The sequence below is a fragment of the Rhizobium sp. AN73 genome (assembly GCF_030757975.1).
Classification (GTDB): Bacteria; Pseudomonadota; Alphaproteobacteria; order Rhizobiales; family Rhizobiaceae; genus Agrobacterium; species Agrobacterium arsenijevicii.
On sequence record NZ_JARWME010000001.1, the window covers coordinates 974,736 to 1,000,000 of the forward strand.

At 56.7% G+C, this 25,265-nt stretch carries 19 protein-coding genes, 1 tRNA gene, 2 rRNA genes and 1 pseudogene; 10 read left to right on the forward strand and 13 right to left on the reverse strand.

Annotated features, from left to right (window positions below):
* Positions 1-71 precede the first annotated feature (71 nt).
* The 3 genes from RBH10_RS04285 to RBH10_RS04295 all read right to left on the reverse strand — a co-directional run bounded on the left by RBH10_RS04285 (position 72) and on the right by RBH10_RS04295 (position 3,669).
* Positions 72-1,085 (reverse strand): ABC transporter permease, encoded by a 1,014-nt coding sequence (locus RBH10_RS04285; protein WP_281038890.1) that lies wholly within the window; start codon positions 1,083-1,085, stop codon positions 72-74.
* Positions 1,086-1,120: 35 nt separating this feature from the next.
* Positions 1,121-2,656, reverse strand: a complete 1,536-nt coding sequence (locus RBH10_RS04290) for a sugar ABC transporter ATP-binding protein (RefSeq protein WP_306180430.1) — start codon at positions 2,654-2,656, stop codon at positions 1,121-1,123.
* A gap of 86 nt (positions 2,657-2,742) precedes the next feature.
* The gene (locus tag RBH10_RS04295; protein ID WP_045024593.1) at positions 2,743-3,669 is read right to left on the reverse strand and encodes a sugar ABC transporter substrate-binding protein; all 927 of its coding nucleotides are present in this window, start codon (positions 3,667-3,669) and stop codon (positions 2,743-2,745) included.
* A 683-nt stretch (positions 3,670-4,352) separates the two neighbouring features.
* Here RBH10_RS04295 and RBH10_RS04300 point away from each other — a divergent pair.
* On the forward strand, positions 4,353-4,808 hold the full coding sequence (locus RBH10_RS04300; protein WP_281038888.1) for an FGGY-family carbohydrate kinase: 456 nt from the start codon (positions 4,353-4,355) through the stop codon (positions 4,806-4,808).
* A 68-nt stretch (positions 4,809-4,876) separates the two neighbouring features.
* On the opposite strand, the gene RBH10_RS04305 is transcribed toward RBH10_RS04300, so the two are convergent.
* The 3 genes from RBH10_RS04305 to RBH10_RS04315 are packed head-to-tail and all read right to left on the reverse strand — an operon-like array spanning position 4,877 to position 7,113.
* The gene (locus RBH10_RS04305; RefSeq protein WP_306180431.1) at positions 4,877-5,575 is read right to left on the reverse strand and encodes a D-lyxose/D-mannose family sugar isomerase; all 699 of its coding nucleotides are present in this window, start codon (positions 5,573-5,575) and stop codon (positions 4,877-4,879) included.
* A 23-nt stretch (positions 5,576-5,598) separates the two neighbouring features.
* The gene (locus RBH10_RS04310; protein ID WP_281039750.1) at positions 5,599-6,384 is read right to left on the reverse strand and encodes an SDR family NAD(P)-dependent oxidoreductase; all 786 of its coding nucleotides are present in this window, start codon (positions 6,382-6,384) and stop codon (positions 5,599-5,601) included.
* A gap of 12 nt (positions 6,385-6,396) precedes the next feature.
* Positions 6,397-7,113 (reverse strand): FadR/GntR family transcriptional regulator, encoded by a 717-nt coding sequence (locus tag RBH10_RS04315; RefSeq protein WP_306180433.1) that lies wholly within the window; start codon positions 7,111-7,113, stop codon positions 6,397-6,399.
* 125 nt (positions 7,114-7,238) lie between these two features.
* On the opposite strand from RBH10_RS04315, the gene uxuA reads away from it, so the two are divergent.
* The 6 genes and pseudogenes from uxuA to RBH10_RS04345 all read left to right on the forward strand — a co-directional run.
* Complete coding sequence (gene uxuA, locus RBH10_RS04320; RefSeq protein ID WP_281039746.1) at positions 7,239-8,429, forward strand: mannonate dehydratase; 1,191 nt, start codon at positions 7,239-7,241, stop codon at positions 8,427-8,429.
* A 215-nt stretch (positions 8,430-8,644) separates the two neighbouring features.
* Entirely contained in the window at positions 8,645-9,595 is a 951-nt protein-coding gene (locus RBH10_RS04325) for a substrate-binding domain-containing protein (RefSeq protein WP_045023531.1), read from the forward strand.
* A gap of 64 nt (positions 9,596-9,659) precedes the next feature.
* Complete coding sequence (locus tag RBH10_RS04330) at positions 9,660-11,162, forward strand: sugar ABC transporter ATP-binding protein (RefSeq protein ID WP_281039745.1); 1,503 nt, start codon at positions 9,660-9,662, stop codon at positions 11,160-11,162.
* 17 nt (positions 11,163-11,179) lie between these two features.
* Positions 11,180-12,166, forward strand: coding sequence for an ABC transporter permease (locus RBH10_RS04335; RefSeq protein WP_281039744.1), 987 nt, complete (start codon positions 11,180-11,182; stop codon positions 12,164-12,166).
* Positions 12,159-13,208: a hypothetical protein gene (locus RBH10_RS04340; RefSeq protein WP_281039743.1), complete on the forward strand. Its 1,050-nt coding sequence runs from the start codon at positions 12,159-12,161 to the stop codon at positions 13,206-13,208. Before RBH10_RS04335 ends, RBH10_RS04340 begins: the two co-directional genes overlap by 8 nt.
* 327 nt (positions 13,209-13,535) lie before the next feature.
* A pseudogene (locus tag RBH10_RS04345) lies at positions 13,536-13,907 on the forward strand (ATP-binding protein); the annotation flags it as partial.
* Between the two features lie 14 nt (positions 13,908-13,921).
* Here RBH10_RS04345 and RBH10_RS04350 read toward each other — a convergent pair.
* Positions 13,922-14,470, reverse strand: a complete 549-nt coding sequence (locus RBH10_RS04350; RefSeq protein ID WP_281039742.1) for an NAD-dependent epimerase/dehydratase family protein — start codon at positions 14,468-14,470, stop codon at positions 13,922-13,924.
* Positions 14,471-14,580: 110 nt separating this feature from the next.
* On the opposite strand from RBH10_RS04350, the gene RBH10_RS04355 reads away from it, so the two are divergent.
* Entirely contained in the window at positions 14,581-15,471 is an 891-nt protein-coding gene (locus RBH10_RS04355; RefSeq protein WP_281039741.1) for a LysR family transcriptional regulator, read from the forward strand.
* Positions 15,472-15,627: 156 nt separating this feature from the next.
* Here RBH10_RS04355 and RBH10_RS04360 read toward each other — a convergent pair whose 3' ends face one another.
* Both RBH10_RS04360 and RBH10_RS04365 read right to left on the reverse strand, forming a co-directional pair.
* On the reverse strand, positions 15,628-16,251 hold the full coding sequence (locus tag RBH10_RS04360; RefSeq protein ID WP_281039740.1) for a pyridoxamine 5'-phosphate oxidase family protein: 624 nt from the start codon (positions 16,249-16,251) through the stop codon (positions 15,628-15,630).
* A gap of 121 nt (positions 16,252-16,372) precedes the next feature.
* Complete coding sequence (locus RBH10_RS04365) at positions 16,373-17,359, reverse strand: MBL fold metallo-hydrolase (protein WP_281039739.1); 987 nt, start codon at positions 17,357-17,359, stop codon at positions 16,373-16,375.
* A gap of 134 nt (positions 17,360-17,493) precedes the next feature.
* Here RBH10_RS04365 and RBH10_RS04370 point away from each other — a divergent pair, with 134 nt between their 5' ends.
* Positions 17,494-18,390, forward strand: a complete 897-nt coding sequence (locus tag RBH10_RS04370; protein ID WP_281039738.1) for a LysR family transcriptional regulator — start codon at positions 17,494-17,496, stop codon at positions 18,388-18,390.
* 208 nt (positions 18,391-18,598) lie between these two features.
* Here RBH10_RS04370 and RBH10_RS04375 read toward each other — a convergent pair whose 3' ends face one another.
* Positions 18,599-19,978, reverse strand: a complete 1,380-nt coding sequence (locus RBH10_RS04375; RefSeq protein WP_281039737.1) for a hypothetical protein — start codon at positions 19,976-19,978, stop codon at positions 18,599-18,601.
* 699 nt (positions 19,979-20,677) lie between these two features.
* Here RBH10_RS04375 and RBH10_RS04380 point away from each other — a divergent pair.
* On the forward strand, positions 20,678-21,076 hold the full coding sequence (locus tag RBH10_RS04380) for a hypothetical protein (RefSeq protein WP_281039736.1): 399 nt from the start codon (positions 20,678-20,680) through the stop codon (positions 21,074-21,076).
* A gap of 275 nt (positions 21,077-21,351) precedes the next feature.
* Here the strand turns inward: RBH10_RS04380 and RBH10_RS04385 are convergent.
* The 3 genes from RBH10_RS04385 to RBH10_RS04395 form a co-directional block, all read right to left on the reverse strand.
* Positions 21,352-21,428, reverse strand: a tRNA-Met gene (locus tag RBH10_RS04385).
* A gap of 227 nt (positions 21,429-21,655) precedes the next feature.
* Positions 21,656-21,770: ribosomal RNA gene (gene rrf, locus RBH10_RS04390) — 5S ribosomal RNA — on the reverse strand.
* 244 nt (positions 21,771-22,014) lie between these two features.
* A 23S ribosomal RNA gene (locus tag RBH10_RS04395) occupies positions 22,015-24,812 on the reverse strand.
* Positions 24,813-25,265: the final 453 nt, after the last annotated feature.

The following is a 25,265-nucleotide window of genomic DNA, read 5'->3' on the forward strand; positions in this document are numbered from 1 at the left end:
TCCAGGGGGTGGTAAAGAACCCATAGGCCATGTTGCGCCTCGAAGACTGTTAAGCTCTGGGTGAAGACAATTCAGCTCTTCTTGACCCGTGCCTTCTGCCGATAGACGTCGGTTACGACAGCAGCAACGATAATCAGGCCTTTGACTATTTCCTGATAGTAGGCGTCAACGCGTAGGAAGGTAAAGCCGGACATCATCAGACCGAGGATGATCGTGCCAATGACGGTGCCGAATATCCGGCCACGTCCGCCCGAGAGGGATGTCCCGCCGATAACGGCGGCCGCAATCGCATCCAGCTCATACATCATACCCATGCCCGCCTGTGCGGTTTCGGCGCGGGCGGCCGTTACGACCCCGGCAAGGCCAGCCAGAAGGCCCGCGATGGCGTAGACCTTAACAAGGTGCGCCTGCACGTTGATGCCCGAAACACGAGCAGCCTGTGCATTCGCGCCAATGGCGTAGGTGAACTTTCCGTAGCGGGTGTAACGAAGTGCGAGATGGAAAAACACAGCCACGAGCAGGAAGATGGCAACTGGCCACGCTCCCGAACCGATGGTCGCAAAGCCATCGGTGGGGAATGAAATCGGCTGCCCCTTGGTGTACCACTTTGCTATACCGCGCGCGGTAACCATCATCCCGAGGGTTGCGATAAAGGGCGGTATTCCGGTCATTGCGATCAGTGCGCCATTGATAACTCCCGCGATCAATCCGAGACCGACGCCGATCATGACAGGCACGATTACAGGCAAATCGGTGAGCCCCGGATAGATGGCGCGGGCGAATTCACTCGTTTGCGCAAAGCTCATGGCGATCATCGCGGTCATCGCAACGACAGAACCGGAGCTGAGGTCGATACCGCCCGTGATGATGACCTGCGTTACTCCAATGGCGATGATGCCAACGACAGAGACCTGCAGGATCATGATCGTGAGACGTTGCGGATTTCCCAGAAAGCTCTGCCCCTGAACGAACCAGCCCAGGAGTTCAAAAACCAGCGCCACCCCGATCAGCACTGTCAGGATGTTCAACTCCTGCGGCAGTTTTCGTTGGGTTCGGCCGACTGGCTCCGTTTGCACGTTTTCCATCTTGTTTCCTCCTCGGCATTTTCGTCGTTGCGACCTCAGCGGGCCGCAAGTTCCATTATCTTGACTTGATCGGCGTCGGCCCGATCCAGGATTCCTGTCATGTGTCCCTCATGCATGACGAGAATGCGGTCCGACATGCCGAGAACCTCGGGCAGTTCCGACGAGATCATGATGACGGCCACGCCCTGCTTCGCCAGATTGGAAATCAGACGATGAATTTCGGCCTTGGCGCCGACATCAATTCCCCGCGTCGGCTCGTCGAGGATCAATATCTTCGGCTTTGTCAGCAGCCATCGGGCGATCAACACCTTTTGCTGATTTCCGCCGGAAAGGTTTTCGATACGTTCATCAAGGTTTGGTGTCTTGATGCGCATCGCCTTTTTCATCTCGTCGCACAAAATGCGCAGACCGCTCTCATCCACGTAACCCAACTGGGAATGGCCGTGTTGTAGCGCCGCGATCTGCATGTTCTCGAGAATGGTCAGCGGCAGGAAGCAACCCGTTTCCTTGCGGTCTTCCGTAAGAAGCGCCATGCCGGCGCGCATCGCGTCAGCGGGTGAATTGATCGTTGTCTCCCTGCCATTGATCGTGATCGATCCTTCCGTGGCCGGCACGACACCAAAAATGGCTTCGGCAACATTGGAGCGGCCCGAGCCAACCAGCCCCGCCACGCCTAGAATTTCGCCGCGGTGCAAGTCGAAGCTGACACCGCTAAATACACCGCATAGCCCGAGGTCTTTGACTTCCAGGATCACATCGCCGATCGGCGCTTCCTCCTTGGGAAACATGTTCGTGATTTCGCGTCCGACCATCATCCGGATGATGTCGTCGCGGGTAACGTCGGTGCTGGCGTGGGTCCCGACATATTGGCCGTCCCGGAACACCGAGAATTCATCGGCGATCTCGAACAGTTCGTTCATTTTATGGGTGATGTAGACTATGCCGATGTTTCGGGACCTGAGGTCCCGGATGATCTCGAAGAGATGCGTCACTTCCGATTCCGTGAGGGCCGATGTGGGCTCATCCATGATCAGGACGTTGGATCTGTAACTGACTGCCTTGGCGATCTCGATCATCTGCTTTTGCGCCACCGTCAGCGTACTCACTTCCGCGGTCGGGTCGATCTTGATCTTCAGCTGAGCGAACAACTCCCTCGTATTTCCAATCATGCGCTTGTGATCGATGAGGCCGAGCGCATTCCTTGGTTCGCGCCGAATCCAGATGTTTTCGGCGACCGTCATCGATGTCATAAGGGCGAGTTCCTGGTGGATCATCGCGATCCCCCGCTCCAAGGCATCCCTTGGGCTTTTCAAACGAACTTCCTCGCCCCTCAGCTTCATAATGCCGTCATCCGGCGTATAGACGCCCGCGATGATCTTCATAAGGGTGCTCTTCCCCGCACCATTCTCGCCCATCAGGGCATGAACGGTGCCCGGACGGAGGCGAAATTGCACGTTATCCAGCGCAACCACTCCCGGAAACTCCTTACGTATCCCTTCGATCTCCAGAAGATACGGTCCTGCGATCGCTTTGAAATGCTCGATCGCTTGCAAGGTCGCGGTAGAAATCATGTATCACCCGTGGTGTCTGGCAGGCATCGCCAAGTTGGCGAAGGCAGTGGCGACCGGGAACATCCCCGGTCGCCGTTACCCGGTGCTTAGTTGCTGGACTTGTACTGAGCCACGTTCCCCGGCGTTACGAGCTCGAACGGAACGACTACCCGCTGTTCGGTCTTTTCGCCGCGGGCAATCTTGAGAACGGTATCGAGCGAGCCTTCGCCCTGACCTTTCGCAGACTGATAGACAGTGACGTCGAGGTCGCCGGCTTCCAGCGCTGCGAGAGCGTCCTGCGTGGCGTCGACGCCACCGATGATCACGTCATCCATCTTGACGCCGGAAGACTTGAGCGACTGGATTGCGCCGAGCGCCATTTCGTCATTATTGGCGAAAACGATGGCTGGCTTGATGCCCGAGGTCGTCCAGTTGGTCATCAGATCGAGTGCCGGGGTGCGCATCCAGTTTGCGGTCTGCTGGTCGAGCACTTTGATGCCCTTGCAGGCATCACTCTTCAGGACACGTTCCACGGCGGCCGTACGGCCGCGCTGGCCAGTCGTTCCGAGCTGGCCCATGAGGATGACCGCGTCGCCCTTGCCGCCTGCGAGCTTGCAGATTTCGGTAGCCTGCAACTCGCCGGCCTGCTCCTCATCGGAGCCGACCCAAGCCTGTTTTTTGGGGAACGTGTCCATGTTCGCAGGCAGCATGTTTACGAAGACCAATGGAATTCCGGCCTTTTCTGCGACCTTTGACATTGCCTTGCCGGAGTCGGCATCTACGAGCATCGTGATGATGCCGTCGACACCTGCCGCAGCGAAGTTTTCAATCTGGGACTGCTGGCGAGCAATATCGCCCTGCGCGTCTTCCATCTGGACTTCGACGCCAAGGTCCTTTGCATGGCGCTCAATGTTGTGGCGAAGCACAGTGAGATAGTTATCGTCGAACAACGACATTGCGACGCCGATTGTTTCGGCCTGCGCGGCTCCTGCCATCAGAGCGCAAAATGCGGTAGTCATTGCAAACTTCTTCATCATGAATTTCTTCCTCCGTTAAATCCCAGCAATCATCGAAGCGGTGTGAACATTCGTTCCGCTCCTCGCCAGACACGGCTTCGCCTTGGCGTAGAGCGCAAACGCTCCGCCTCGAACGTGATCATGTCTCGCGATTGGCCTCCTCGGCACCATCATCTGCGAAGCATTAAAAACGCTTCGCGCTTCTCTCCCATGCGGCGGGTTCGACCCGTCGCATCGTCAACATACTGATGGAAATTCTATTATGCAATAAAAATTGCTAAACTATTTTTACAGCAATAATGCTTCCCGTTTCACGCGCGCTTTCACACGGGTCGAACACACTATCAGGCTACGACCAGGGCTAAAGTTAGGTAGGCAGACCACTGACGGCCATCTTCGTTGGCGTGTTCGAAAAACCACTTACGTGACATCAAACGAGCTGTTCAACGGGCGCCCAGGTTCCGCCGTCGCCATTCGACCGGATTGAGGCCCACTCGAGACCGGAGCTACGCAACATATTCGGCCGGGACGATAATGCTCCGGCCACGACGTCCCATCGGTCGGACGCTTGGGCGCCTCCGATAAAGTTGCGAAGGCAGAGTGCAAAGCGCTTACCAACCAGGCAGAGCAGCGCAAAGACATGGTTGCTGGCACTGGCGGAGCGGCGCCATTGACTGCTGCTTCGGTGGTCCTGTCGGGCGGTGTGGCTCTGGCCGCCCGCCCGCGCCGCCATTACCGGGCTAGGAATGGAGAGAGATCTCGATAGTCTTGTGGCGCTCTACGTCGCGGGTCTTTGCGGCATCGGCTATGGTCTGCGACAGATCATCGAAGCGCAGGCGAAAGCAGGCGCCGACATACAGCAAATCATCATCAGCGGTGGAGCCGGTCAGCACGATCTGACCCGGCAGATTCTCGCAGATACGAGCGGCAAACCTATCATCTCTCCCCGAACGGCCGAACCCGTGCTTTTGGGTGCAGTACTTCTGGGTGCGACAGCCGCGCATGCCTTCTCCGATCTGAAACAGGCCATGCAGGCCCTCAGCAAGGCAGGCCGCGTCTATCAACCGGTATCCGGTGATATCCGGGCGACCCACAATAATCGTTATGAGGCTTTCTGCGCTATACAGGCGCATCTCCGCAGGATCAGGGATTTCTAACGGGCTGCCGGCGTTGAAGTACAAAAAGCAGAACGGGCACGATCACACCATCCGAAGAGCGTCGATGATCACGTAAGCCACGTGGCGTAGTCGGACACCAGCAGCCGGTACGGATCAGCATCCTCCTCGATGCCGGAAAACCGGGTGACCCTCGGGTCTTCAAAGATGTTGTCGGTCGCGTCATCGTTCACGGTAGACACTTCCGCGACGAATACATCGCACGTCTCGGCCCAGAATGCGTGCCAGTCACCGGGCATCAACGTGACGCTTTCACCGGGCTGCAACCGCAGCCTTGCACCTGGCGGCAACGTCCTCTCGATGCCATCGCAAACCACCGATGTGCCCCTGTCGCGGTCACACAATCCATTACTTCCACCGAACAGCTCGACAACGAGCGTACCGCCGCCGCGATTGATGATGTCTTCGGTTTTCAGAATATGCGTATGGCTCGGCGTGATCTGATCAAGGCGCGAAATCATCGCCTTCTCGGCATAGAGCATTCCGCCGCCACGCTTCAGATCGGCCAGCCTGCCATTGCGGGAAGTGAACAGCAACAAACCGGTCTTTTCGAAGTCTCCCATGCCGAAATCGGTGATGTCCCAGCCGAGACCCGATCGCGTGATATTGGTGATCTCGCCCTCACGCGCCCGCATCTCGGCTGGCGTCCAGTTCGCAAACGGTGGCAGCACGTAGCCGAATGAGGCCATGAAGGTTTCTGCTTCACGCAGAATACGATTGATATCGCTTCTCAGCAGTTTGGTAGTCATTTTGAAGCGCCTTCGGCTTGATCTTAGTGCACGCCGATGCCGGCGGTCAGTCCGCCGTCAATGCGATGATCGGTCCCGGTGATGAAAGCCGCTTTAGCCGAGGCCAGAAAGGCGACTAGATCGGCCACCTCCTCCGGTTCGCCAATGCGGCCGAGCGGATGGGCGGCACCAAAGCGCTGGAATACAGCCTCGATATCGGCATCCGCACCTTCGAATGTGCGCGCAGCCAGTTCCAGTATCGGCGTACGCACCGAACCCGGACTGACAGAAACAACCCTGATCTTGTCGGCTGCGAAATCAAGCGCCATGGCGCGGGTCATGGAATGGATAGCACCCTTCGACGCTACGTAAGCCGAAACACCACTCTGGCAGGCATGTCCCTGAACGCTCGAAATGTTGACGATGACGCCGCCGCCACGCTTGCGCATCTCGGGAACGCCGAACTGTGCGGTAAGATGAATAGAGCCAACATTGACAGCCATGCAGTGCATGAATGTGTCGAAAGACGTCTCGGTCGCATCCCCATAGGGGTGAACTGCTGCCGAATTGACGATGATATCGATGCCACCGGCCAATTCTGCGGCCTTGCCGATAGAGATGCTCACGGCTGCGGGATCGGCAACGTCTGTCTCCAGCACCAGAACGTCGAGCTTTTCGGCGGCTGCAAGTCCTGTGAGCTCGGTATTGGCCGCAACGTCGATCCCAAGAGCGACGACGCGAGCCCCGCTGCGCGCAAGATTGAGCGTTACGGCGCGGCCAATACCGGTTGTTCCGGTCACAACAGCAATCTTGTCGGTAAAATCACCCACGATACCAGTCCCTTATTTGATTTTGGAATTTCGCGACACGGTGGCGTTCGGAATGAACACCAGACCCGCACTCAAATGCCGGTCCATATGATAGGAGAAGGCGATCCGATCCTTACTCCGCAATGCATCGATGATCGCCTGGTGTTCGCCGAATACGCCCTTCAAGGTCGAGCGTTTCGATTTACCCGCCATCATCAACCGCTGGATCACCGGCTTCAGCATGCCATAGGTTTCCGTCAGCGTTCGGTTTCCGGCAGCCGTCACCAGCAGCATGTGGAACTTGAAATCGATCTCGGAGGCTTCCTCGGCACTTGTCGCGGTCAGGATCGACGCATTGACCGTTTCGATTTCACTCAGCTTCTCGGCCGTCAGATGCTCGATGAGCAGATCGAAAAGGTTCATTTCCGTCAGCCGGCGATAACCCTGAATGTCCTGGAACGCGTCGGCCGAAACATCCATCGCGAAGGCGAACAGGTCGCGCATCGCATTGTGATGCTGGTCGGTCAGGACAGCCCCGAGCTTCTGGCGAGATTCGGCGATGCCATAGGCCTTGAGCGTGCGAAACGCCTCGCGCACCGTGTTGCGGCTGGACGCGAACATTTCGGCAAGCTCGACCTCGCTGGGCAACACATCACCGACACCCAGGCCCCGCTCCCTTATCAAAGCGCGTATCTGGCCTACAACTTCATCGACAGCAGACGCCTTGATGTCCTGATCTGGCGCTTTCACTGTAAATCTCCTCATCACATCCGTACGGCATAATATGTTGGTCTTATTTTTGCAAACCCATTTTTATCTTGCCAATTTTCGACTCAGATGTCTTTATTGTCCAACATTATGGGATGGAGACTTCAATGCTGGAAAGTTGGCGGTGGTTCGGAAACAACGATCCGGTCACCCTGTCACACGCGCGCCAGGCCGGTGCCCGCGGTATCGTGACTGCACTGCATCACATCTATGACGGTCGCACATGGAGCGTCGACGACATCCTGACGCATAAGGCGACGATCGAGCGCGCCGGCATGGTCTGGTCGGTCTGCGAATCCATCCCCGTGAACTCGGCGATCAAGCTGCGTAACGATGATTGGCGGCAATATGTCGATAGTTGGAAGGACAGCCTGGCCAATCTCGGCCGCGCCGGAATTCCCGTTGTCTGCTACAATTTCATGCCGGTCGTTGACTGGACGCGTACGAACCTTCGTTACCCGACGGAAACCGGCGGCCTGGCGTTGAGGTTCGATATGGCGGATTTCGCCGCCTACGACCTGTTCGTACTAAAACGCCGTGCGGCGGAAGACAGCTACCAGCCAGAATTGATCAAGACGGCGCAGCAGCGGTTCGAGGCAATGTCGGACGAAGAGATTCTGACGCTCGAGACCAATATCATTGCCGGCCTCCCCGGAAAGGAAGGCACCCACACCCGCGAGGGAATCCGCGCTCAGATCGCCAGTTTCGACGATATTTCGTCGGACGATATGCGTGCCAACCTTGTGGAGTTCCTTAAGGAAATCGTCCCGGTCGCGGTGGAATATGGCGTCCGTCTCGGTATCCATCCAGACGATCCACCCTTCTCGCTGTTCGGTCTTCCGCGTGTTGTCTCACATTCTGGGGACATAGAGGCGATCCTGGGTGCGGTCGATCATGAGGTCAATGGGATTACGCTCTGCGCGGGTTCCTATGGATCACGTACCGGCAACGATCTGACCGAGATGGCCACCCGGTTCTCCAGCCGCGTTCACTTTGCCCACCTTCGCAATGTGAAGAAGGAAACGGACGGATCCTTCTTCGAGTCCGATCACCTCGATGGCGATGTCAACATGGTATCGCTGATCTCGGCACTCCGGCGCGAGGAGCAGTGCCGCGTGGCCGCCGGGCGGACGGACAGTATTATTCCGTTCCGACCGGATCACGGGCATCTGCTGATCGACGACCAGAACAAGGCGGTCAACCCAGGTTATTCGTGCATAGGCCGGCTGAAGGGTCTGGCCGAACTTCGTGGCGTCATCGCCGCCGTTGACCAACTGGAGTACGGCATCGGCTCCTGATGGGCCAACGGGATCACAATCTCGAAGGTATCCGGCTTCGAGATTTTTACATGACAACTGCGAACAATCACGCGCATGGTGACGCTGTCCGCGGATGCAAAGCCTAGACCCCGCCGACCCCTCGTCTCGCGATGACGGATCGGCCGTTCAACCCTGGCGGGCCAGACGCATGACATCCACCGCCAGTCCGATATCAACTCAAGGGAGGAGTAATTATGAGGACATTTTTCACCATTGCCGCGTTGGGCCTGATGGCTGGAACGAGCTTCGTCCACGCGGCTGACAAGCCGGTTGTGGCCAGCATCGTTTTCCAGGGCGATCAATTCATGAAGTCGTTGCAGGCCGGCATGCGTAGCGCGGCCGAAAAGGCCGGCGCCGAGATCCTGGAAACCAACATCGATGGCGACCAGGCCAAGGAATCGCAGGCAATCGACACCTATATCGCCCGCAAGGTCAACGCGATCGTCATCGCACCGGTCTCCGCCAAGAACTCGGCTGCCGCCTTGAAGCGCGCCCGTGACGCCGGCATCACTGTCGTCGCTGTGAACGGCGGCCTGACGGACGGCACAATCGCCCAGGCGACCTTCTCGACATCCAACAAGGATCTCGGCATGTCGACCGGCAAGGCTGCTGCCGCCTTCATCAAGACGACGCTGTCAGGCAAGGCAAATGTCGCCATCCTCGGTTTCAAGTCGTTGTTGCCCGAGCAGAGCGGCGATCGCACCGGCGGCTTCAAGTCCGCCGCCGAAGCCGGAAACCAGATAAAGGTGGTCACCGAACAGGATGCATGGCTGCCGGAAAAGGCCGTCTCCGTGGCAACCGATATCCTGACCGCAAACCCTGACGTCAACGTCATCTATGCTGCCAACGAAGGCGGCACGGTTGGCGCGATGCAGGCGGTCCGCAATGCCGGCAAGTCCGGGTCGGTCTATGTATTCGGTATCGACGGTTCCGAGCAACTGGCCAAGGGCCTGATGGCGAAAGACAATGTGCTGCAGGCGGTCACCGCCCAGTCTCCCTTCGCCATGGGCGCCGAAGGTGTCAACGCAGCGCTTTCGATCCTCAAGGGCGAAAAGGTCGAGCAGCAGACCACGGTACCGGCGATCCTGCTTTCGCGCACCGAACCTGAGGGCATCAAGTCCTTCGTCCAGTCGCTGAAGAACTAAACATCTGGCGGCGCACCCATGCGGGCATGCGCCGCCTAATTCCACGGACTTGAATGGAGCAGGCATGTCGGCCGTTCTTCAACTGCGCGGACTCACAAAGCGCTACGGCGCCGTGACCGCCCTCGACGATTTCAGTCACAGCTTTGCGCGGGGACAGGTTCACGCGCTTCTAGGAAAAAACGGATCCGGCAAGAGTACGTTCATCAAGATCATGTCCGGCGCGACGGAGCCGACCGCCGGTGAAGTGATCCTGAATGACAAACCCTGCCGGTTTGCGCGGCCAGCCGAAGCACTGGATGCCGGGATCGTCACGGTTTACCAGGAACTCAGCCTGGTCCCACATATGAGTGTTGCCGAAAACATCTTCATCGGCCGCCTGCCCAAGATTTCAGGCACGCCGTTCATCGACTGGAAAGCGCTTCGCCGCAAGGCGCGTGCGCTGCTCGACGACATGGGTGCCGGAGACATTGACCCGGACGCGACTGCCGGATCGTTATCGATCGGTCGTCAACAGGTCATCGAAATCGTCAAGGCGATGTCGTTCAACCCATCGATCCTGCAGCTCGACGAACCAACTTCGGCGCTGGCGCAGGCCGAGGTGCAGCAGCTGTTCACGCTCATCAAGCGCCTGCGCGATCGCGGCGTCACCATCATCTACATTTCCCACAGACTGGCAGAACTGACGGAGATTGCCGACACGGTCACCGCCCTTCGCGATGGCGTCCTTACCGGCTCGCGACCGATCGCCGAAGCGACGCCTGACGTGATCCTCGAGCTGATGTTCGGCGAGATGCAGCCCGTGAACCGGCCGCCGCACGAAAAGGACAGGGGCAAACCCGTGCTTTCGGTGCGCAATCTGTCGCTTGCGCCGAAGCTTCAGGATGTGTCCTTCGATCTGCATCATGGAGAGGTGCTTGGCATTGCCGGCATGCTTGGCTCGGGACGGACGGAACTGCTGCGCGCCATCTACGGTGCGGGACCGATGGAAACAGGCGAGATCATCGTCGACGGCAAGACCATCAAGGATGTGTCCATCCCGGTGATGAAAGCACTCGGAATCGGCTACACATCGGAAGACCGCAAGCACGGCGGGCTCGCTCAAATCCTGTCGAGCCACGCCAACCTTTGTCTGGCGGCAATGCAGTCGATCGCCCGGATGGGCTTCGTCTCCACTGCGCGCGAAAAACCTTTCGTCGACCGCCAGATCAAAGACCTGCTGATCAAGGTTGGCGATCCCTCTTTGCCTGTTTCCAGTCTTTCGGGCGGCAATCAGCAAAAAATCGTCGTCGGCAACTGGCTGAACAACAACCCGCGCATTCTGCTCTTCGACGAGCCCGGCCGTGGCGTCGATGTGCTCGCCAAACAGCAGATCTACCAGATCATCTGGGAACAGGCGACACGCGGCCTTGCCAGCATCGTCGTATCGACAGAACTCGAAGACCTGGTCGAATGCTGCGACCGCATCCTGATTTTACGCGACGGCGTCATCGCCGACGAATTCATCAACGATCAGCTCGACCCCAAGGCGCTCTACGCGAGCTGCATGGTGCGTCGGACGCCAAACTGACAAAGAGGATATCAACGATGACAACTTCCCGCGGGACAGTCGGCGCATACATGCGGCAGAACTCGATGCTGCTCATCCTCATCGCCCTCTATATTCTGGTTGCTGCCACCGCTCGCGGTTTCTTCACACTGGATAATCAGCTCAATATCCTGCGCACCATTGCCGTCCCGGGGATGATCGCCTTCGGCATGACGTTGCTGATCATCGTTGGCGAGATCGACCTGTCGGTCGGCTCCATGGTGGCGGCATCTGCCTGTATCCTTGCATGGTTGGTCAATGCGATCTCTGGCGGCGATTTCGAACCGAGTGTCCTCGTCGTTGTTCTCTCGATGGTGCTGACCTTCGCGTTTGGCGCGGCTGTCGGCATTTTCAATGGCTGGCTCAGAAACCGATATATGGTGCCGACCTTCATTTCTTCACTGGCGATGATGGCGACGCTTGCCGGGCTTGCCAATATGATCACCGACGGCACGCCGATCGAATCCTTCCCTTCGTGGTATTATTTTATTGGCAGCGGCCGGATCTTCAGCATCCCTGTACCGGTCTATCTCCTGCTTCTCTCCTTCGTTCTCTCCTATGTGCTGGCAAACTTCACGAGCTTCGGTCGCGCCGTCTACGCGATCGGCGGCAATGCAGAGGCTGCCCGTCTCTCCGGCCTCGCCGTCAACCGAACCAGAATGACCTGCCTCGTCATCACCAGCCTCTTCGCCGTGCTGGGGGGCATCGTCTACTCCTCGCTCCTCAACTCCGGCAATCCGACTATTGCAAAGGGGATGGAGCTGGAGGTGATCTCGGCGGTCATCATCGGCGGGGTCAGCCTGTTCGGCGGCAAGGGATCGATCTGGGGGGCGTTCGTTGGCGTGTTATTTCTCGGCGTTCTCCTCAACGCCATGACGCTTTGGGGCTTCAACCCTTACGCCCAGCAAGTGGTCCGCGGTATTCTGATCCTTGGCGCCGTCTTCATCAACCTGATCATCGAACGCCCGCAGCTTGGCCATGCGTAACATCAACGGCGCCGACCATTCATCAGCACATATTGCCTGGGATTGCGGCGAAGCCTCGCTGCAAAGCCTCGGCGGTATGCTCGGGCCAGTGACCTTTCGGCTACCGGACGGTCTCGAAGTGCAGCCTTTGCACGTCGCTCCCTGGGAAAACGAGGATCTGAGCGATCAGCCGCCTATCCTTCATCGGTTGCGTGGGGAGTGGCCATGCGTGCCGTTCGGCATGCAGCCGGAGGCCGCGCTTCCACAGCGCTGGCAACAGGAAGATCCGCACGCGACGCAACCGTTGGACGTCTCCGGATCATATCCCCATGGCTTCGGCTCGAATAACCATTGGCGTGTGACATCAATCGACACCCTGACGCTAACCGCTGACATCGAGTATCCGCCAGAGAGCGCAATCTCACACCTGAGCCGTCGCATCACCGCTACTCCCGGCAAGGCCGAGCTGACGTTTGAGCTTAGCATCAATGCGCGCCGCGACTGTCGGTTGCCCATCGGTCTCCACCCGGTGTTTGCCCTATCCGACAAGCCGGGATCGATGCGGCTTGATCCGGGCACCTACACCGCCGTCCATAGTCATCCTTTGGATGAAAGTCTCGGCCTGTCGCCTTTCGAGAGCGACGCCGTCTTTCACGACCTTTCGCGCCTCCCAACGCACGATGGCCGGACCATAGACGCATGCCAGCTCCCTCTGGCGTCGCCCTCCGAACACCTTCTGCTGCTCAGCGGCGCAAGCGGCAAGGCTTCGCTTGAAAACACTGTTGAAAGCTATGTGACAGAACTCGAATGGGATCCGGAGATTTTTCCCAGCCTGATGCTGTGGATATCCAACCGTGGCCGTACGCATAAGCCATGGTCCGGACGCCATCTTGCACTCGGTGTCGAGCCCGTCCGCGCCGCATTCGATCTCGGAGAGCGCATTTCTGCGGCAACCAATCCCCTCCGCCAAGCCGGAATTGAAACTACCTGGGCCTTTACTGCTGGAGAATGCCTCCGGACACGTTACGCAATCCGGGCGATGCCTAGCGCAAGAACAGGGTAAATGTCATGGAAATGCATTCTTGTGCACAACCGAGTTTAGCCGGATACACTCTTTTTTCCTGAGCAGCTTTGAATCTCTGACCCGTTATATAGCCTGAGATTTTCTATGAAATATTGCTCCGAAGGTTTACTATGTCGACCAAGGGATCGAGAGCGGACTGGCCTGTAAGCACAATGGTCAGATGCGAACACTGGCAAATGTGTGGTTTAGTTTTTCAGTTTCGATGACCGACACATCATCATCGCATCGCCGGCGAACTCCTGCCCGAACTTGATGATCTGCGCTGGGTTGCGCCGGCACTCCGGGCGGTCTCCCTTCAGGATACCACAGGTCAACGCTCTCGAGCAGGAGAAGGCCAAAGGCAAGGCAGGCCAGATCGCCGAGACGCTGGTCCGTCTCGATCTGCTGATCCTCGATGAGCTCGGATACCTTCCGTTCAGTGCTTCCGGCGGAGCGCTGCTCTTCCACCTGCTGAGCAAGCTCTACGAGCGCACCAGCGTCATCATCACCACCAACCTCAGCTTTAGCGAATGGGCCACGGTCTTCGGTGACGCCAAGATGACCACCGCTCTGCTCGATCGCCTGACCCACCGTTGCCATATCCTCGAAACCGGAAATGACAGCTTCCGCTTCAAGGCCAGCTCGGCCGCAGCAGCACAGAAGAGAGGAGAAAAGGCCAATCCCTTGACCAAACCCTGATCAGAAAACCATACTTAGAGGTGGCTCACTTCTCGGTGGAAAAACCGGCTCAGTTCCGCATGGAAACCAACAGACCAGGTCCAGTTCTGGCCAACTTGCCGTCGTTCAAGGAAATTCTGCTGATCTATATTGAATTCAGGCGGCATATGATTGGCGTCTGTTTCACGCGCCGGTGTCTTGAACGGCCCCAGATGGGCGCCATAAACCTTATAGCCCTGCATCAGACTGATATGGCTGAGACCCTTGGCAACAGGTTCAACCGCCTCCACCACATTGACCAGCATTGCCAGATTTGGCTGCACCAGTTCTGCCCAGCTTTGCCGATCCTGATAGGCCGCATAAAAAATATGCGTAACGTCGGACAGGCCAGCGAGCGCCTGTCGCGTGGCATCGCGATCCAGCAGATCGACGGCAATGTAGCGCAGCCGATCTGTTGAAACACCACCGCGGCGCGATAGTCCGATGATTTCCCAGTCGTCCAGCGTCAGCAAGTGATTGATCAAATTTCCGCCGATGACGCCGTTGGCTCCAACAACCAGGGCAACTTTTTTATGTTCAGACATGTCCTGCTCCATCACCCTTGATTGGGTCGGCGCAGGATCATTCATTTGTAGAATTCGCACTAGATTGGAGAATACGCTATCAGTTATAAGCAATTCCTTGAGGTGGACGCATGGATGTTTTCAATGCAATGGCTGTTTTCGTTCGGGTGGCGGAACTTGGAAGCCTGTCTGCCGCAGGCCGGGATTTAAACCTATCTCAGCCTGCAATCAGCCAGAAGGTGACCGCGCTGGAGCAACATCTGGGCGTGCGGCTCGTCAGCCGCACCACACGCAAATTGGCGCTGACCGAAGTGGGGCAAAACTACTATCGACGCGCCAAGAAAGTGCTTGCCGCCGTGGAAGAGGCAGCGGAACAGGCGGCTGGCGCCGGCAGCACATTAACAGGCCACTTGCGTATTCAGGCGCCAACTGGTTTCGGCCAAATGTATCTGGCCGACATTGCCATCGCTTTTCAGGCACTTCACCCCGAAGTCACTGTCGAATTGATGCTGGACGACAGATATGTCGATCTGACGGAACAGGCCGTCGACGTTGCAATCCGCTTCGGCACTTTGCGGTCGTCCGGTCTCGTTGCCCGCCGACTTGGCACAATCAAGCGCATCGTGGTTGCCTCTCCGGCCTATCTCCAGACGCATGGAACCCCACAAACACCGGAAGATCTGGTTCACCACAGGCAGGTCAGGTTTAGTTGGGCCACAACTGACGACAACATGCCGCTGATTGGACCGACGGGGCCCCTACTGATTCCCGTGAGAACAAGCTTCCTCGCAAACAATACCTTCTTGCTTACCAAAGCGCTTGTTGCCGGGCGGGGACTAGGTGGCGCTCAACTCCCCCAGATTAAAACAGAAATCGCCTCCGCTGCACTGGTGCATATCATGCCCGACTATCAATATACCCCACTTGAGGTTCACGCCGTCTATCCGACCTCGCAATTCGTTCCGGCGAAAGTCAGGGCATTTGTGGATCATCTCAAATCCGCGGTCGTTTCGATCATTTGACTCTGCGGTCTGTGAAACATTGCGCGTCTAGGGTTATCGAAATACGGTTTGCGTAGATCGCCCTCACCATGGAGGTGGTAGTGAAAACCGACTGGAATTCGATCTCGACCGCGCTTTCAAACGTAAAAAGCGGAAGGGGTGGTCGTTGAGCTTCAGTCATCTTGCAGGGTTCTCCAACCGTGCGCGCAAGGTCGCGTTCTCTGTTTCCAATCTCCGCAGTTGTTCACGAAGAGGAGCGACAGCCTGTTCAACCTGCTGTTCGGTGTAGCGCGGGACGATATGCTGCGGGCAATTCCAATCGAACGCCTCAAGCCGAAGCCTGAAGATCCGTTCCGCCCTTCCTTTGTAGGTCGGGTCGGACACCAGCTCCGTGAGTTCCTGGTCAGCATCAAGCGCCAGTCGCTCCACGTAGGCGTAAATTTTGAGCCGTGCCCGTCGCACATAATCCATTAAGAACAGGCAGGCCCGATCGTTAGCGGCAAAATTGCCGGTGCTGATGTACTGGCGATTACCCCGGTAGTCGGCAAAGGCCAGTGTTCGCTGATCGACGATCTTAAGGAAGCCGGCTTTTCCTCCACGGTGTTGAACGTACGGCCAACCCGTTTCGGAGACCGATGCCATATAGAAACTGTCACGCGAGGCGATGAAGGCGATCTCGTCTTCGGTGAAGGTGTCTGAAGGACGGTTGTCAGCGCCCAGCCAGATCTGATCCACCCCCATGTCCGCCTGAGCTGCTCTGACGCTTGGCGTTACAGCAACCTCAAGGAAATGGTATGGCATGCATATTTCTCCTTGCCCACGCAGGCTCGCATCATTGTCTCACGGTGCGAGTCCGGATTTACCTTCGGTTGCCGAAATCAGTGCCTGACATTTATACCCTTAAGATCACCGAGAGCAGAAATCAGTCCTGCAAGGCCCAGTCTGCGACCTGCCAACGCATCTCCCCATGATCAGCAACGATACGACCGAGCCCAGGGAACGGCATGTGCGTGGCAGCGATGAGTGCGCCTTCCGAAACGGCACGCGGAAAGAAGCGATCACGCATGGCTTTCGCAGCGGCACGGTCCTGCTCAAACAGGAAGAACACATCGGTCGCGGCTGGATGTACGACCGGAAAAATCATATCCGAAACCATGATCATGCTCTTCCCGCCATCTTCGACGCGGACGCCGATGTGGCCGGGCGTATGGCCGGTCAAGTCGACAATCGAAACACCCCGCATGATCTCGCGCTCTCCGTCGATTGCCTGAAGCCTCGGATATAGCCGCACGACCTCCTCTGCCATCCTGAAGCTCGTCTGCAGGTAATCGGGGGCGCCGTTGCGCTTGGCCGGATCGGTCCAGTAAGTGATGTCTCGACGATCGATATAAAGCTCGGCTCCGGGGTAGTTGTTCTTACCTCCCAGAACCAGCCCACCCATGTGGTCCTGATGCATATGCGTTACGATGACCGCGTCGATCTTGTCGGGCTTCAGACCGAGCGCGGCGAGTGCCTGTGGTAACTGTCCGGTCTGCCCGATAGAACCTGCCGCACCGGCGTCGATCAAGATGCGGCGCTCGCCATCCTCGACGAGATATTGGTTGAAGAGGAACCGAACTCCGCTCGGCCGGGCGGAGAGCTGCGCGATGGCCGCCTGTTCGACCTTGGCCGCGGAACGTCCCGGAAAATAGTCGTATGGCATATCGGCATACCCGTCCGTCAGGGCTGTAACCGTGAAACGGCCAATGCGGATCTGCGCCAGCGGCGTAATGCCGACCGGCGTCCCGGCGGTAACCTGCGTCGCGGCAAGGGCGGGCGTGCCACCGATCAGGCCTCCCGCGAGAAGGCTCCCTCCCATGAGGCCGAGAGGCAGGGCACCGGCAAAGGCGCGACGTGAAAGTTGAGGCATAACATCTTTCTCCGGATCAGCAGCACGACGGGAGCTACGTCGAGCCCCTTGACGACGCAGATGCTATGACATCCACAAATAACGGGGTATCCTGGTAATGTGGAAACATTCCTCTCAATTTTCGGAAGGATTCGATGGATCGGTTTGAAGCGATCTCGGTGCTATTAGCGGTGGTCGACGCCGGCACTCTTTCTGCCGGGGCACGGCGGCTGAATGCGCCGCTGGCCACGGTCAGCCGCAAAGTGGCCGATCTTGAGACGCACCTTGGCGTTCGCTTGGTCGTGCGCACCCGCCGCGGCCTCGTCTTGACGGAGGAAGGGCGCGCCTTCGTCGCCGCGTCACGTCGTATTCTCGATGAGTTGGACGCGGCGGAGCGGCAGGCCAGCGGTGATTATGGCGCCCTGCGTGGCGGGCTGCACGTAACCGCACCGATTGCCTTCGGCGAGCGCATTCTGCTGCCAATTGCGCTGGAATTTCTGAAGGAGCAACCCGATATCAACCTGCGCCTGACCCTGGTCGATCAGCAGCTAAGTCTGGTGGATGAGCACGTGGATGTGGCCCTGCGGATCGGGCATCTGGCGGACAGCGCGCTTATCGCAACGCGCGTGGGCACCGTCCGGCGGGTGATCTGCGCAAGCCCCGACTATCTCGCCCGCCGAGGAGTGCCGCGTCAGCCGGAAGATCTCGCCCCGCATGACGGCATAAGCTTCCAGGGCTTCGCGACCGCCCCGGAATGGCGATACCGCCGGGACGGCGCGGCCTTCGCTGTCGAGCCACGCCTCAAACTCGCGGTCAACACGACGGAGGCTGCCATTCAGGCTGCACTGGCCGGTATAGGCATTATTCGCGTGCTGTCTTACCAGATCGACGAACATTTGCGCTCTGGCGCTCTACAAGAATTATTGGCGGAGTTCGCACCGGAGCCACTGCCAGTAAATGTTATTCACGGACCAGCCGATCCGCTGCCGCTGAAGGTGCGGTGCTTCCTCGACTGGATCGGGCCCCGCCTGCGAGCGCGGATGGCATCCTAGGGTTTCCCTGCCAGACGCGCCTCCGTTAAACGGTCAGGTGCACCGGTACGCGTGCTGCAAGGTAGCTCGCCTTCCCTAAGCACCTAACATGGCGGCTTTCCAGAAAGAGCCAAAGCGTTCTCCAGGATTGAAATGAGGGCGCATTCCTGTCGCAAAATTCATGCTTCATGGCCAAAACACCCGGCTTCCAAGCCAAGCTGGAAAGCCGTCACGCCATCTCAAGGTGCGAGGATTCCATTCCCTGCGCGATAAGCGGCGCAGAAGACTTCGAATGCGGGTGGGAAGCGTTAAGTCGCCGAGCCACGATATCGTGGTTGAGCCACAGGACGGGACCCGTAGGTTCCGATGATTCACCAAAGATTAGCTGCCCTGTTGCCGTCACAACGAGACTGCTCAGGAGGTCACTAATCATCACCTTGCCATCTCGATGCATCTGGGTGATCTCGTTTGACGTGCCAATGGTCAGATCGGCCTGTGCCTGACTGTTTGCCATGGGCCAAGCCGAAAAATCATAGAACGGACGCATGACCTCGCTGGCCTGCATGGCGGCGATCTTGCCGAAGACGTCTTTGATGGTTAAGCCATCGATCAGCAGCTGCTCGCAGGCCTGCCACTGTTCGTCGGCCCATTCGCTCCCGTTTTCCTTCTTCAACGCAAGCAGCAGCGGTATCAGGGGCAACTCGATACCGGTGAACACATCGGATGAATTGGTCCGGATTTCGGGACAATTATAGACGGTTGCCGTGATCCCTTTCGCCCAGGCATCCTCTGCAATGCCTTCAAGCCGCATCTTCGCATATCCCTGAGTGTAGTTGGTATAGGTCTGCCAACGATAGCTCCCATCGATCAGGACCGCCGATCCGTGATAACCATAGGCCGTATATCGCACTTGTCCGCCCGAAGCTTCGACACGCTCGCGGATCGCCGTGCTGAAATCAATGAGATGGCGAAAGGTGTTTGCGGAGACATCGTCAAAATTCTGCAGAATGAGCTTTCCCATGTCACTGTCGAGCAGGGTCTGCGAAGACATATGGCGAGTGCCAGTTCCCTTGTAGATTCGATTGGCGACGACCAGGAATACCTTCGCCTTCGGAATGCCCCCGGCCATTGTGTGGGCGAAGAAAACATTGCGGCCAGCGGCGATCATTCCGTCTAGAACGGTCATGACCTTTGAAAGCGACTCCGTAAAACGCGCAGTAGCGATGTCGCGACATTGCCCGACATAGTCCCAGTCGAGCTTGTCGTGTTCCCAGCTCTCAAGCGTCATCTTTGCCAGGAGATCGGTGGGAGTTGGGCCGCCTGCGGGCGCATCGAGATCGAAACCCGCCATAAGAGGTATGTTGATAATCCTGCCGCCCAGCTGGGCCTCCGCCGAAGACAGTTCCTCGGCGTCGAGCGGGCGCAGCGCATTTTTCTCGTCGCGCCGCCCGACGGTGATCCCCACAATCTCCATTCCAGCCCGTCTGGCTTCGTCAAGCAAGCCGGTGGCGTATCCGCGGCCGAATAGTTCGCCGAACAGTACGAAAACATCGCCCTTACGGAAGACCGTGTTTTCGGAAAGACGATTCAGTGCAACCGGATTTTCCATACTGCCAACTCTTTGCTTCGCGTATCGTCGAGCAATGGCTCGCACGACCTGTGATAAAGACATGACCGCATAGTCGCCGGATGGGAACTCATTTTCGGTGACCGTTCATTTCAAAACGTGAAGTCAATCCCCTGTTGTTCTTACACTGCAGCGAAATGCCAAAGCCGTTGGAGATAGGCGCACCGATACCAAAACGAATTGCTTCGAAACGCTCGTCCTACAAATGCTTGCGAGGCTATTGGCTTTTCCTGAGGCGCAAAGGTTGGCGCGTTTTATCATTGCTTAAGTCACCTATCGGCCACGTTCCGGACGTGACCGCCCGAACAGCAGACCGACAGCTACCAGGAACTAATGCGGGTGGTGTGAACGACCGGCATGAAGACGCAAAGGCGACATGAGACGCTTATCGCAATTCGGCTTTGGCCAGAGAGCCACATAAAGCTCACTGCTCTTGGACGGATCAGAACCAACGCCCCTGTTATTACAAAGTTCTGAGTGTGGAGGATTCATTAGGCGAACCAGTAACTTGGCTGAATTAGGGTAACTGGATTAAGGCCAAATCCGGACTGCCTCCTTTTAGTTAAAGCGGTCAAACAGCGTGCAAAAGTTACCACGTTCCGGGCGGAAACAGCGTTTAAAAGTTTCCAACTGGTTGTTATCCAATCCGGATGCTTATCCGGAGAACCAGTGGTGATAATAATGGAATTGACAGCCGAGATACCTCGCCGACATTTTGTTGGTGGCGAGAGCATAAGTGCGCTTTCTCGTTCAGTTGGACTTTCTCGCCCGGTGATCCGCAAACGTCTGATGACAACGACACAGCCGGTCTACTCTCGCGCTGTAAAACCCGGTCGGCGGCTAGGTTGTTTTGAAGAGCGATTGCTGGAGTGGCATGAGACAGCGAAACTTAAACCTGCCCGTGAGCGGCGCACGGCACAACGTCTTTACGAGGTCTTGCGAGAAGACGGGTATGAGGGCGCTTATGACAGCCTCCAACGTTATGTCCTGCGCTGCAAACGTAACAATCCGCCGGGTGCCACAGCGTCTGGAATAGGAATCAAGGCAGCGTTTGTTCCACTTGCCTTCTCGCCCGGCTAGGCATGCCAATTCGACTGGAGCCATGAACGGGGTGAAATTGGGGGTGTTGTTCAGACTGTTAAGATAGCCCATTTCCGCCTGTCCCATAGCCGCTAATGTTTTGTCGGGGCTACCACCCTCACACTGATGCGTGGGAAAGTGACAGTCACCGGTTGCTGCTCACGCTGTTTCGACGGGCCAAGGTCCAGCTGTTTTGTTTCGGTTGTTGTGCTTGAAACGCCAAAAGCCCTCTGCGATGAGAGGGCTTTTGTTCTATCTGAATCTGAATCTGATTTTGGTTGCGGGGGCAGGATTTGAACCTGCGGCCTTCAGGTTATGAGCCTGACGAGCTACCGGGCTGCTCCACCCCGCGTTACCAGCGTAAATCCCTATGGGATTTATCGCGACTGCATCACAGGGAAGCTGTGATGCATACTGCCGGAGCAAATTGCCGAAGGCGATTTGTCTCCTGTAAGGGACGCACGGGGCGTTTTCCTTATGTTTTCATGTTCCGCAATGCAAAAAGGCCGCTTATGGCGGCCCTTTGTATCGGCTGGGCCGAGGTATGTGAATGAGAAGATTTATTGTTGCGTTTTGCAGACCTGGCAGCGACCTACTCTCCCGCGTCTTGAGACGAAGTACCATTGGCGCTGGGGCGTTTCACGGCCGTGTTCGGAAAGGGAACGGGTGCAGCCGCCCCGCGATAACCACCAGGTCGGCAAAACGCAACGATTTCCATTTATGAGATGGAAACAGTTTTCGAGAAGCTGGGAAGCTTGCGCTTCATTTAATTTAACACGTCTTTCTGCGACCGATCCGTATTCCACCTTTGCTCAAGGATGAGCGTGGCAGCCATACAGACCAGAGGTCGTCGCGCCCTGTGGCGCGGCCCGTCCGAGCGCTATGCGCGTCAGGACAGAACAGATGATGTTCATCATCGATGAACATATTCAATGGGAACGAAGAAGTCGATCGAGCTATTAGTAACGGTAAGCTTCACATGTTGCCATGCTTCCACACCCGTCCTATCAACGTGGTCGTCTTCCACGGCTCTGATAGGGAACACTCGTTTTCAGGTTGGTTTCCCGCTTAGATGCCTTCAGCGGTTATCCATTCCGTATATAGCTACTCTGCTATGCCCTTGGCAGGACAACAGATCCACCAGAGATACGTCCATCCCGGTCCTCTCGTACTAGGGACAGATCCTGTCAATATTCCTACACCCACGGCAGATAGGGACCGAACTGTCTCACGACGTTCTGAACCCAACTCACGTACCGCTTTAAATGGCGAACAGCCATACCCTTGGGACCTGCTCCAGCCCCAGGATGCGATGAGTCGACATCGAGGTGCCAAACAACCCCGTCGATATGGACTCTTGGGGGTCATCAGCCTGTTATCCCCGGCGTACCTTTTATCCGTTGAGCGATGGCCCTTCCACACGGGACCACCGGATCACTATGACCGACTTTCGTCTCTGCTCGACTTGTCAGTCTCGCAGTCAGGCGGGCTTATGCCATTGCACTCGACGACCGATTTCCGACCGGTCTGAGCCCACCATCGCGCGCCTCCGTTACTCTTTCGGAGGCGACCGCCCCAGTCAAACTACCCACCATACACTGTCCCGGATCCGGATAACGGACCGCGGTTAGACATCCACGAAGATAAGGGTGGTATTTCAAGGATGGCTCCACACGAACTGGCGTCCATGCTTCAAAGCCTACCACCTATCCTACACATGCCTTGGCGAATGCCAGTGTAAAGCTATAGTAAAGGTGCACGGGGTCTTTCCGTCTGACCGCAGGAACCCCGCATCTTCACGGGGAATTCAATTTCACTGAGTCTATGTTGGAGACAGCGGGGAAGTCGTTACGCCATTCGTGCAGGTCGGAACTTACCCGACAAGGAATTTCGCTACCTTAGGACCGTTATAGTTACGGCCGCCGTTTACTGGGGCTTCAGTTCAGAGCTTGCACCCCTCCCTTTAACCTTCCAGCACCGGGCAGGCGTCAGACCCTATACGTCGTATTGCTACTTCGCAGAGCCCTGTGTTTTTGATAAACAGTCGCTACCCCCTGGTCTGTGCCACCCCATCATACTTGCGTAAAATGGGGTCACGCTTCTTCCGAAGTTACGCGTGCAATTTGCCGAGTTCCTTCAACATAGTTCTCTCAAGCGCCTTGGTATACTCTACCTGACCACCTGTGTCGGTTTCGGGTACGGTCTATACGGTGGAGCTATTTCCTGGAACCTCTTCGCCGCACATTCAATCCAGTAAGAATGTACAACACACGAGATCCGTCACTACCACCAGGCCCACGAATATTAACGTGGTTCCCATCGACTACGCGTGTCCGCCTCGTCTTAGGGGCCGGCTAACCCTGCTCAGATTAACTTTAAGCAGGAACCCTTGGTCTTTCGGCGAGGGAGTCTCTCACTCCCTTTATCGTTACTCATGTCAACATTCGCACTTCCGATATCTCCAGGGCCCCTCACAGGTACCCCTTCACAGACTTACGGAACGCTCCGCTACCACATGCCTTACGGCATATCCTCAGCTTCGGTGCATGGCTTTAGCCCCGTTACATTTTCGGCGCAAAGACCCTTATTTAGACCAGTGAGCTGTTACGCTTTCTTTAAATGATGGCTGCTTCTAAGCCAACATCCTGGTTGTTTTGGGATCCTCACATCCTTTCCCACTTAGCCATGACTTGGGGACCTTAGCTGGAGGTCAGGGTTGTTGCCCTCTTCACGACGGACGTTAGCACCCGCCGTGTGTCTGCCGACTAGTACTCCTCGGTATTCGGAGTTTGGTTAGGATCAGTAAGACGGTGAGTCCCCATAGCCCATCCAGTGCTCTACCCCCGAGGGTATTCGGTCGACGCTCTACCTAAATAGATTTCGCGGAGAACCAGCTATTTCCGAGTTTGATTGGCCTTTCACCCCTAGCCACAAGTCATCCCAATCTATTGCAACAGATACGGGTTCGGCCCTCCAGTTGGTGTTACCCAACCTTCAGCCTGCTCATGGCTAGATCACTCGGTTTCGGGTCTAATGCAACTAACTAAATCGCCCTATTCAGACTCGCTTTCGCTGCGCCTACACCTACCGGCTTAAGCTTGCTAGTTACACTAAGTCGTTGACCCATTATACAAAAGGTACGCCGTCACCCTTGCGGGCTCCGACTGTTTGTAGGCATCCGGTTTCAGGTTCTATTTCACTCCCCTCGTCGGGGTGCTTTTCACCTTTCCCTCACGGTACTTGTTCGCTATCGGTCATGCACGAGTACTTAGGCTTGGAGAGTGGTCTCCCCATGTTCAGACAGGATTTCACGTGCCCCGCCCTACTCAAGGACAATGACTGTTCTACGCGTAAGGGGCTATCACCCTCTATGGCCGACTTTTCCAAATCGTTCCGCTTTATTCATCATTGCCACTGGCCTGGTCCGCGTTCGCTCGCCACTACTTACGGAGTCTCGGTTGATGTCCTTTCCTGCAGGTACTTAGATGTTTCAGTTCCCTGCGTTCGCTTCTTACCCCTATGTATTCGAAAGTAAGATACCTTATCACAATGCTTGGAAACCCAGGCCGTTCATAAAACAGACTGGATTTTCCAAGCATTTAAGGTGGGTTGCCCCATTCGGAGATCCATGGATCAAAGCTTATTCGCAGCTCCCCACGGCTTTTCGCAGCGTATCACGTCCTTCTTCGCCTGTGCATGCCAAGGCATCCACCAAATGCCCTTAATTCACTTCTTCGTTCTCATTGTCTATGCTCATCCATAGCCGTTCCGAAGGAACGGCAACCCGGTTACCTTTTACAACCAGGTCATTTCCTGATGACATCGACGTGTTCGATACAATCCCCATATGAAGGCACGCCGGTGCACTTCGAGGTCGTATCATTAAGACCAGCTTCTCGAGATATCATCCGGTGATGCGCGGTCAGGCAACACCAATCCAGCATCTTCATCAGATGAAGGCCTAAACCTTCAAACAACAAAAATGCCTCGGACAAGCTTTCCTTCCTACCTCCAATCCCTCCACCAATTCCGGCCGACTAAGCCATCACAAGGTTTCTCTGGGACTGGGCTCGGACGCCTTGGGCCTAAACCCAAAACACCTGGAAGCTTCCAGACATATCTTCTCTTCACAATGTATTCAGAACAGGCATCAGTTCTTGCGAACGATGCAAACTTTTATTTCTTCAAA

Bases quoted from the DNA above. Each gene is read 5' to 3' on its own strand.
- RBH10_RS04375 (WP_281039737.1), bottom strand. From the start codon at position 19,978: ATGGAAAATCCGGTTGCACTGAATCGTCTTTCCGAAAACACGGTCTTC.
- RBH10_RS04350 (WP_281039742.1), bottom strand. From the start codon at position 14,470: ATGTCTGAACATAAAAAAGTTGCCCTGGTTGTTGGAGCCAACGGCGTC.
- RBH10_RS04370 (WP_281039738.1), top strand. From the start codon at position 17,494: ATGGATCGGTTTGAAGCGATCTCGGTGCTATTAGCGGTGGTCGACGCC.
- RBH10_RS04365 (WP_281039739.1), bottom strand. From the start codon at position 17,359: ATGCCTCAACTTTCACGTCGCGCCTTTGCCGGTGCCCTGCCTCTCGGC.
- RBH10_RS04380 (WP_281039736.1), top strand. From the start codon at position 20,678: ATGGAATTGACAGCCGAGATACCTCGCCGACATTTTGTTGGTGGCGAG.
- RBH10_RS04305 (WP_306180431.1), bottom strand. From the start codon at position 5,575: ATGACTACCAAACTGCTGAGAAGCGATATCAATCGTATTCTGCGTGAA.
- RBH10_RS04295 (WP_045024593.1), bottom strand. From the start codon at position 3,669: ATGAAGAAGTTTGCAATGACTACCGCATTTTGCGCTCTGATGGCAGGA.
- RBH10_RS04355 (WP_281039741.1), top strand. From the start codon at position 14,581: ATGGATGTTTTCAATGCAATGGCTGTTTTCGTTCGGGTGGCGGAACTT.
- RBH10_RS04290 (WP_306180430.1), bottom strand. From the start codon at position 2,656: ATGATTTCTACCGCGACCTTGCAAGCGATCGAGCATTTCAAAGCGATC.
- RBH10_RS04330 (WP_281039745.1), top strand. From the start codon at position 9,660: ATGTCGGCCGTTCTTCAACTGCGCGGACTCACAAAGCGCTACGGCGCC.
- RBH10_RS04340 (WP_281039743.1), top strand. From the start codon at position 12,159: ATGCGTAACATCAACGGCGCCGACCATTCATCAGCACATATTGCCTGG.
- RBH10_RS04325 (WP_045023531.1), top strand. From the start codon at position 8,645: ATGAGGACATTTTTCACCATTGCCGCGTTGGGCCTGATGGCTGGAACG.
- RBH10_RS04285 (WP_281038890.1), bottom strand. From the start codon at position 1,085: ATGGAAAACGTGCAAACGGAGCCAGTCGGCCGAACCCAACGAAAACTG.
- uxuA (WP_281039746.1), top strand. From the start codon at position 7,239: ATGCTGGAAAGTTGGCGGTGGTTCGGAAACAACGATCCGGTCACCCTG.
- RBH10_RS04360 (WP_281039740.1), bottom strand. From the start codon at position 16,251: ATGCCATACCATTTCCTTGAGGTTGCTGTAACGCCAAGCGTCAGAGCA.
- RBH10_RS04335 (WP_281039744.1), top strand. From the start codon at position 11,180: ATGACAACTTCCCGCGGGACAGTCGGCGCATACATGCGGCAGAACTCG.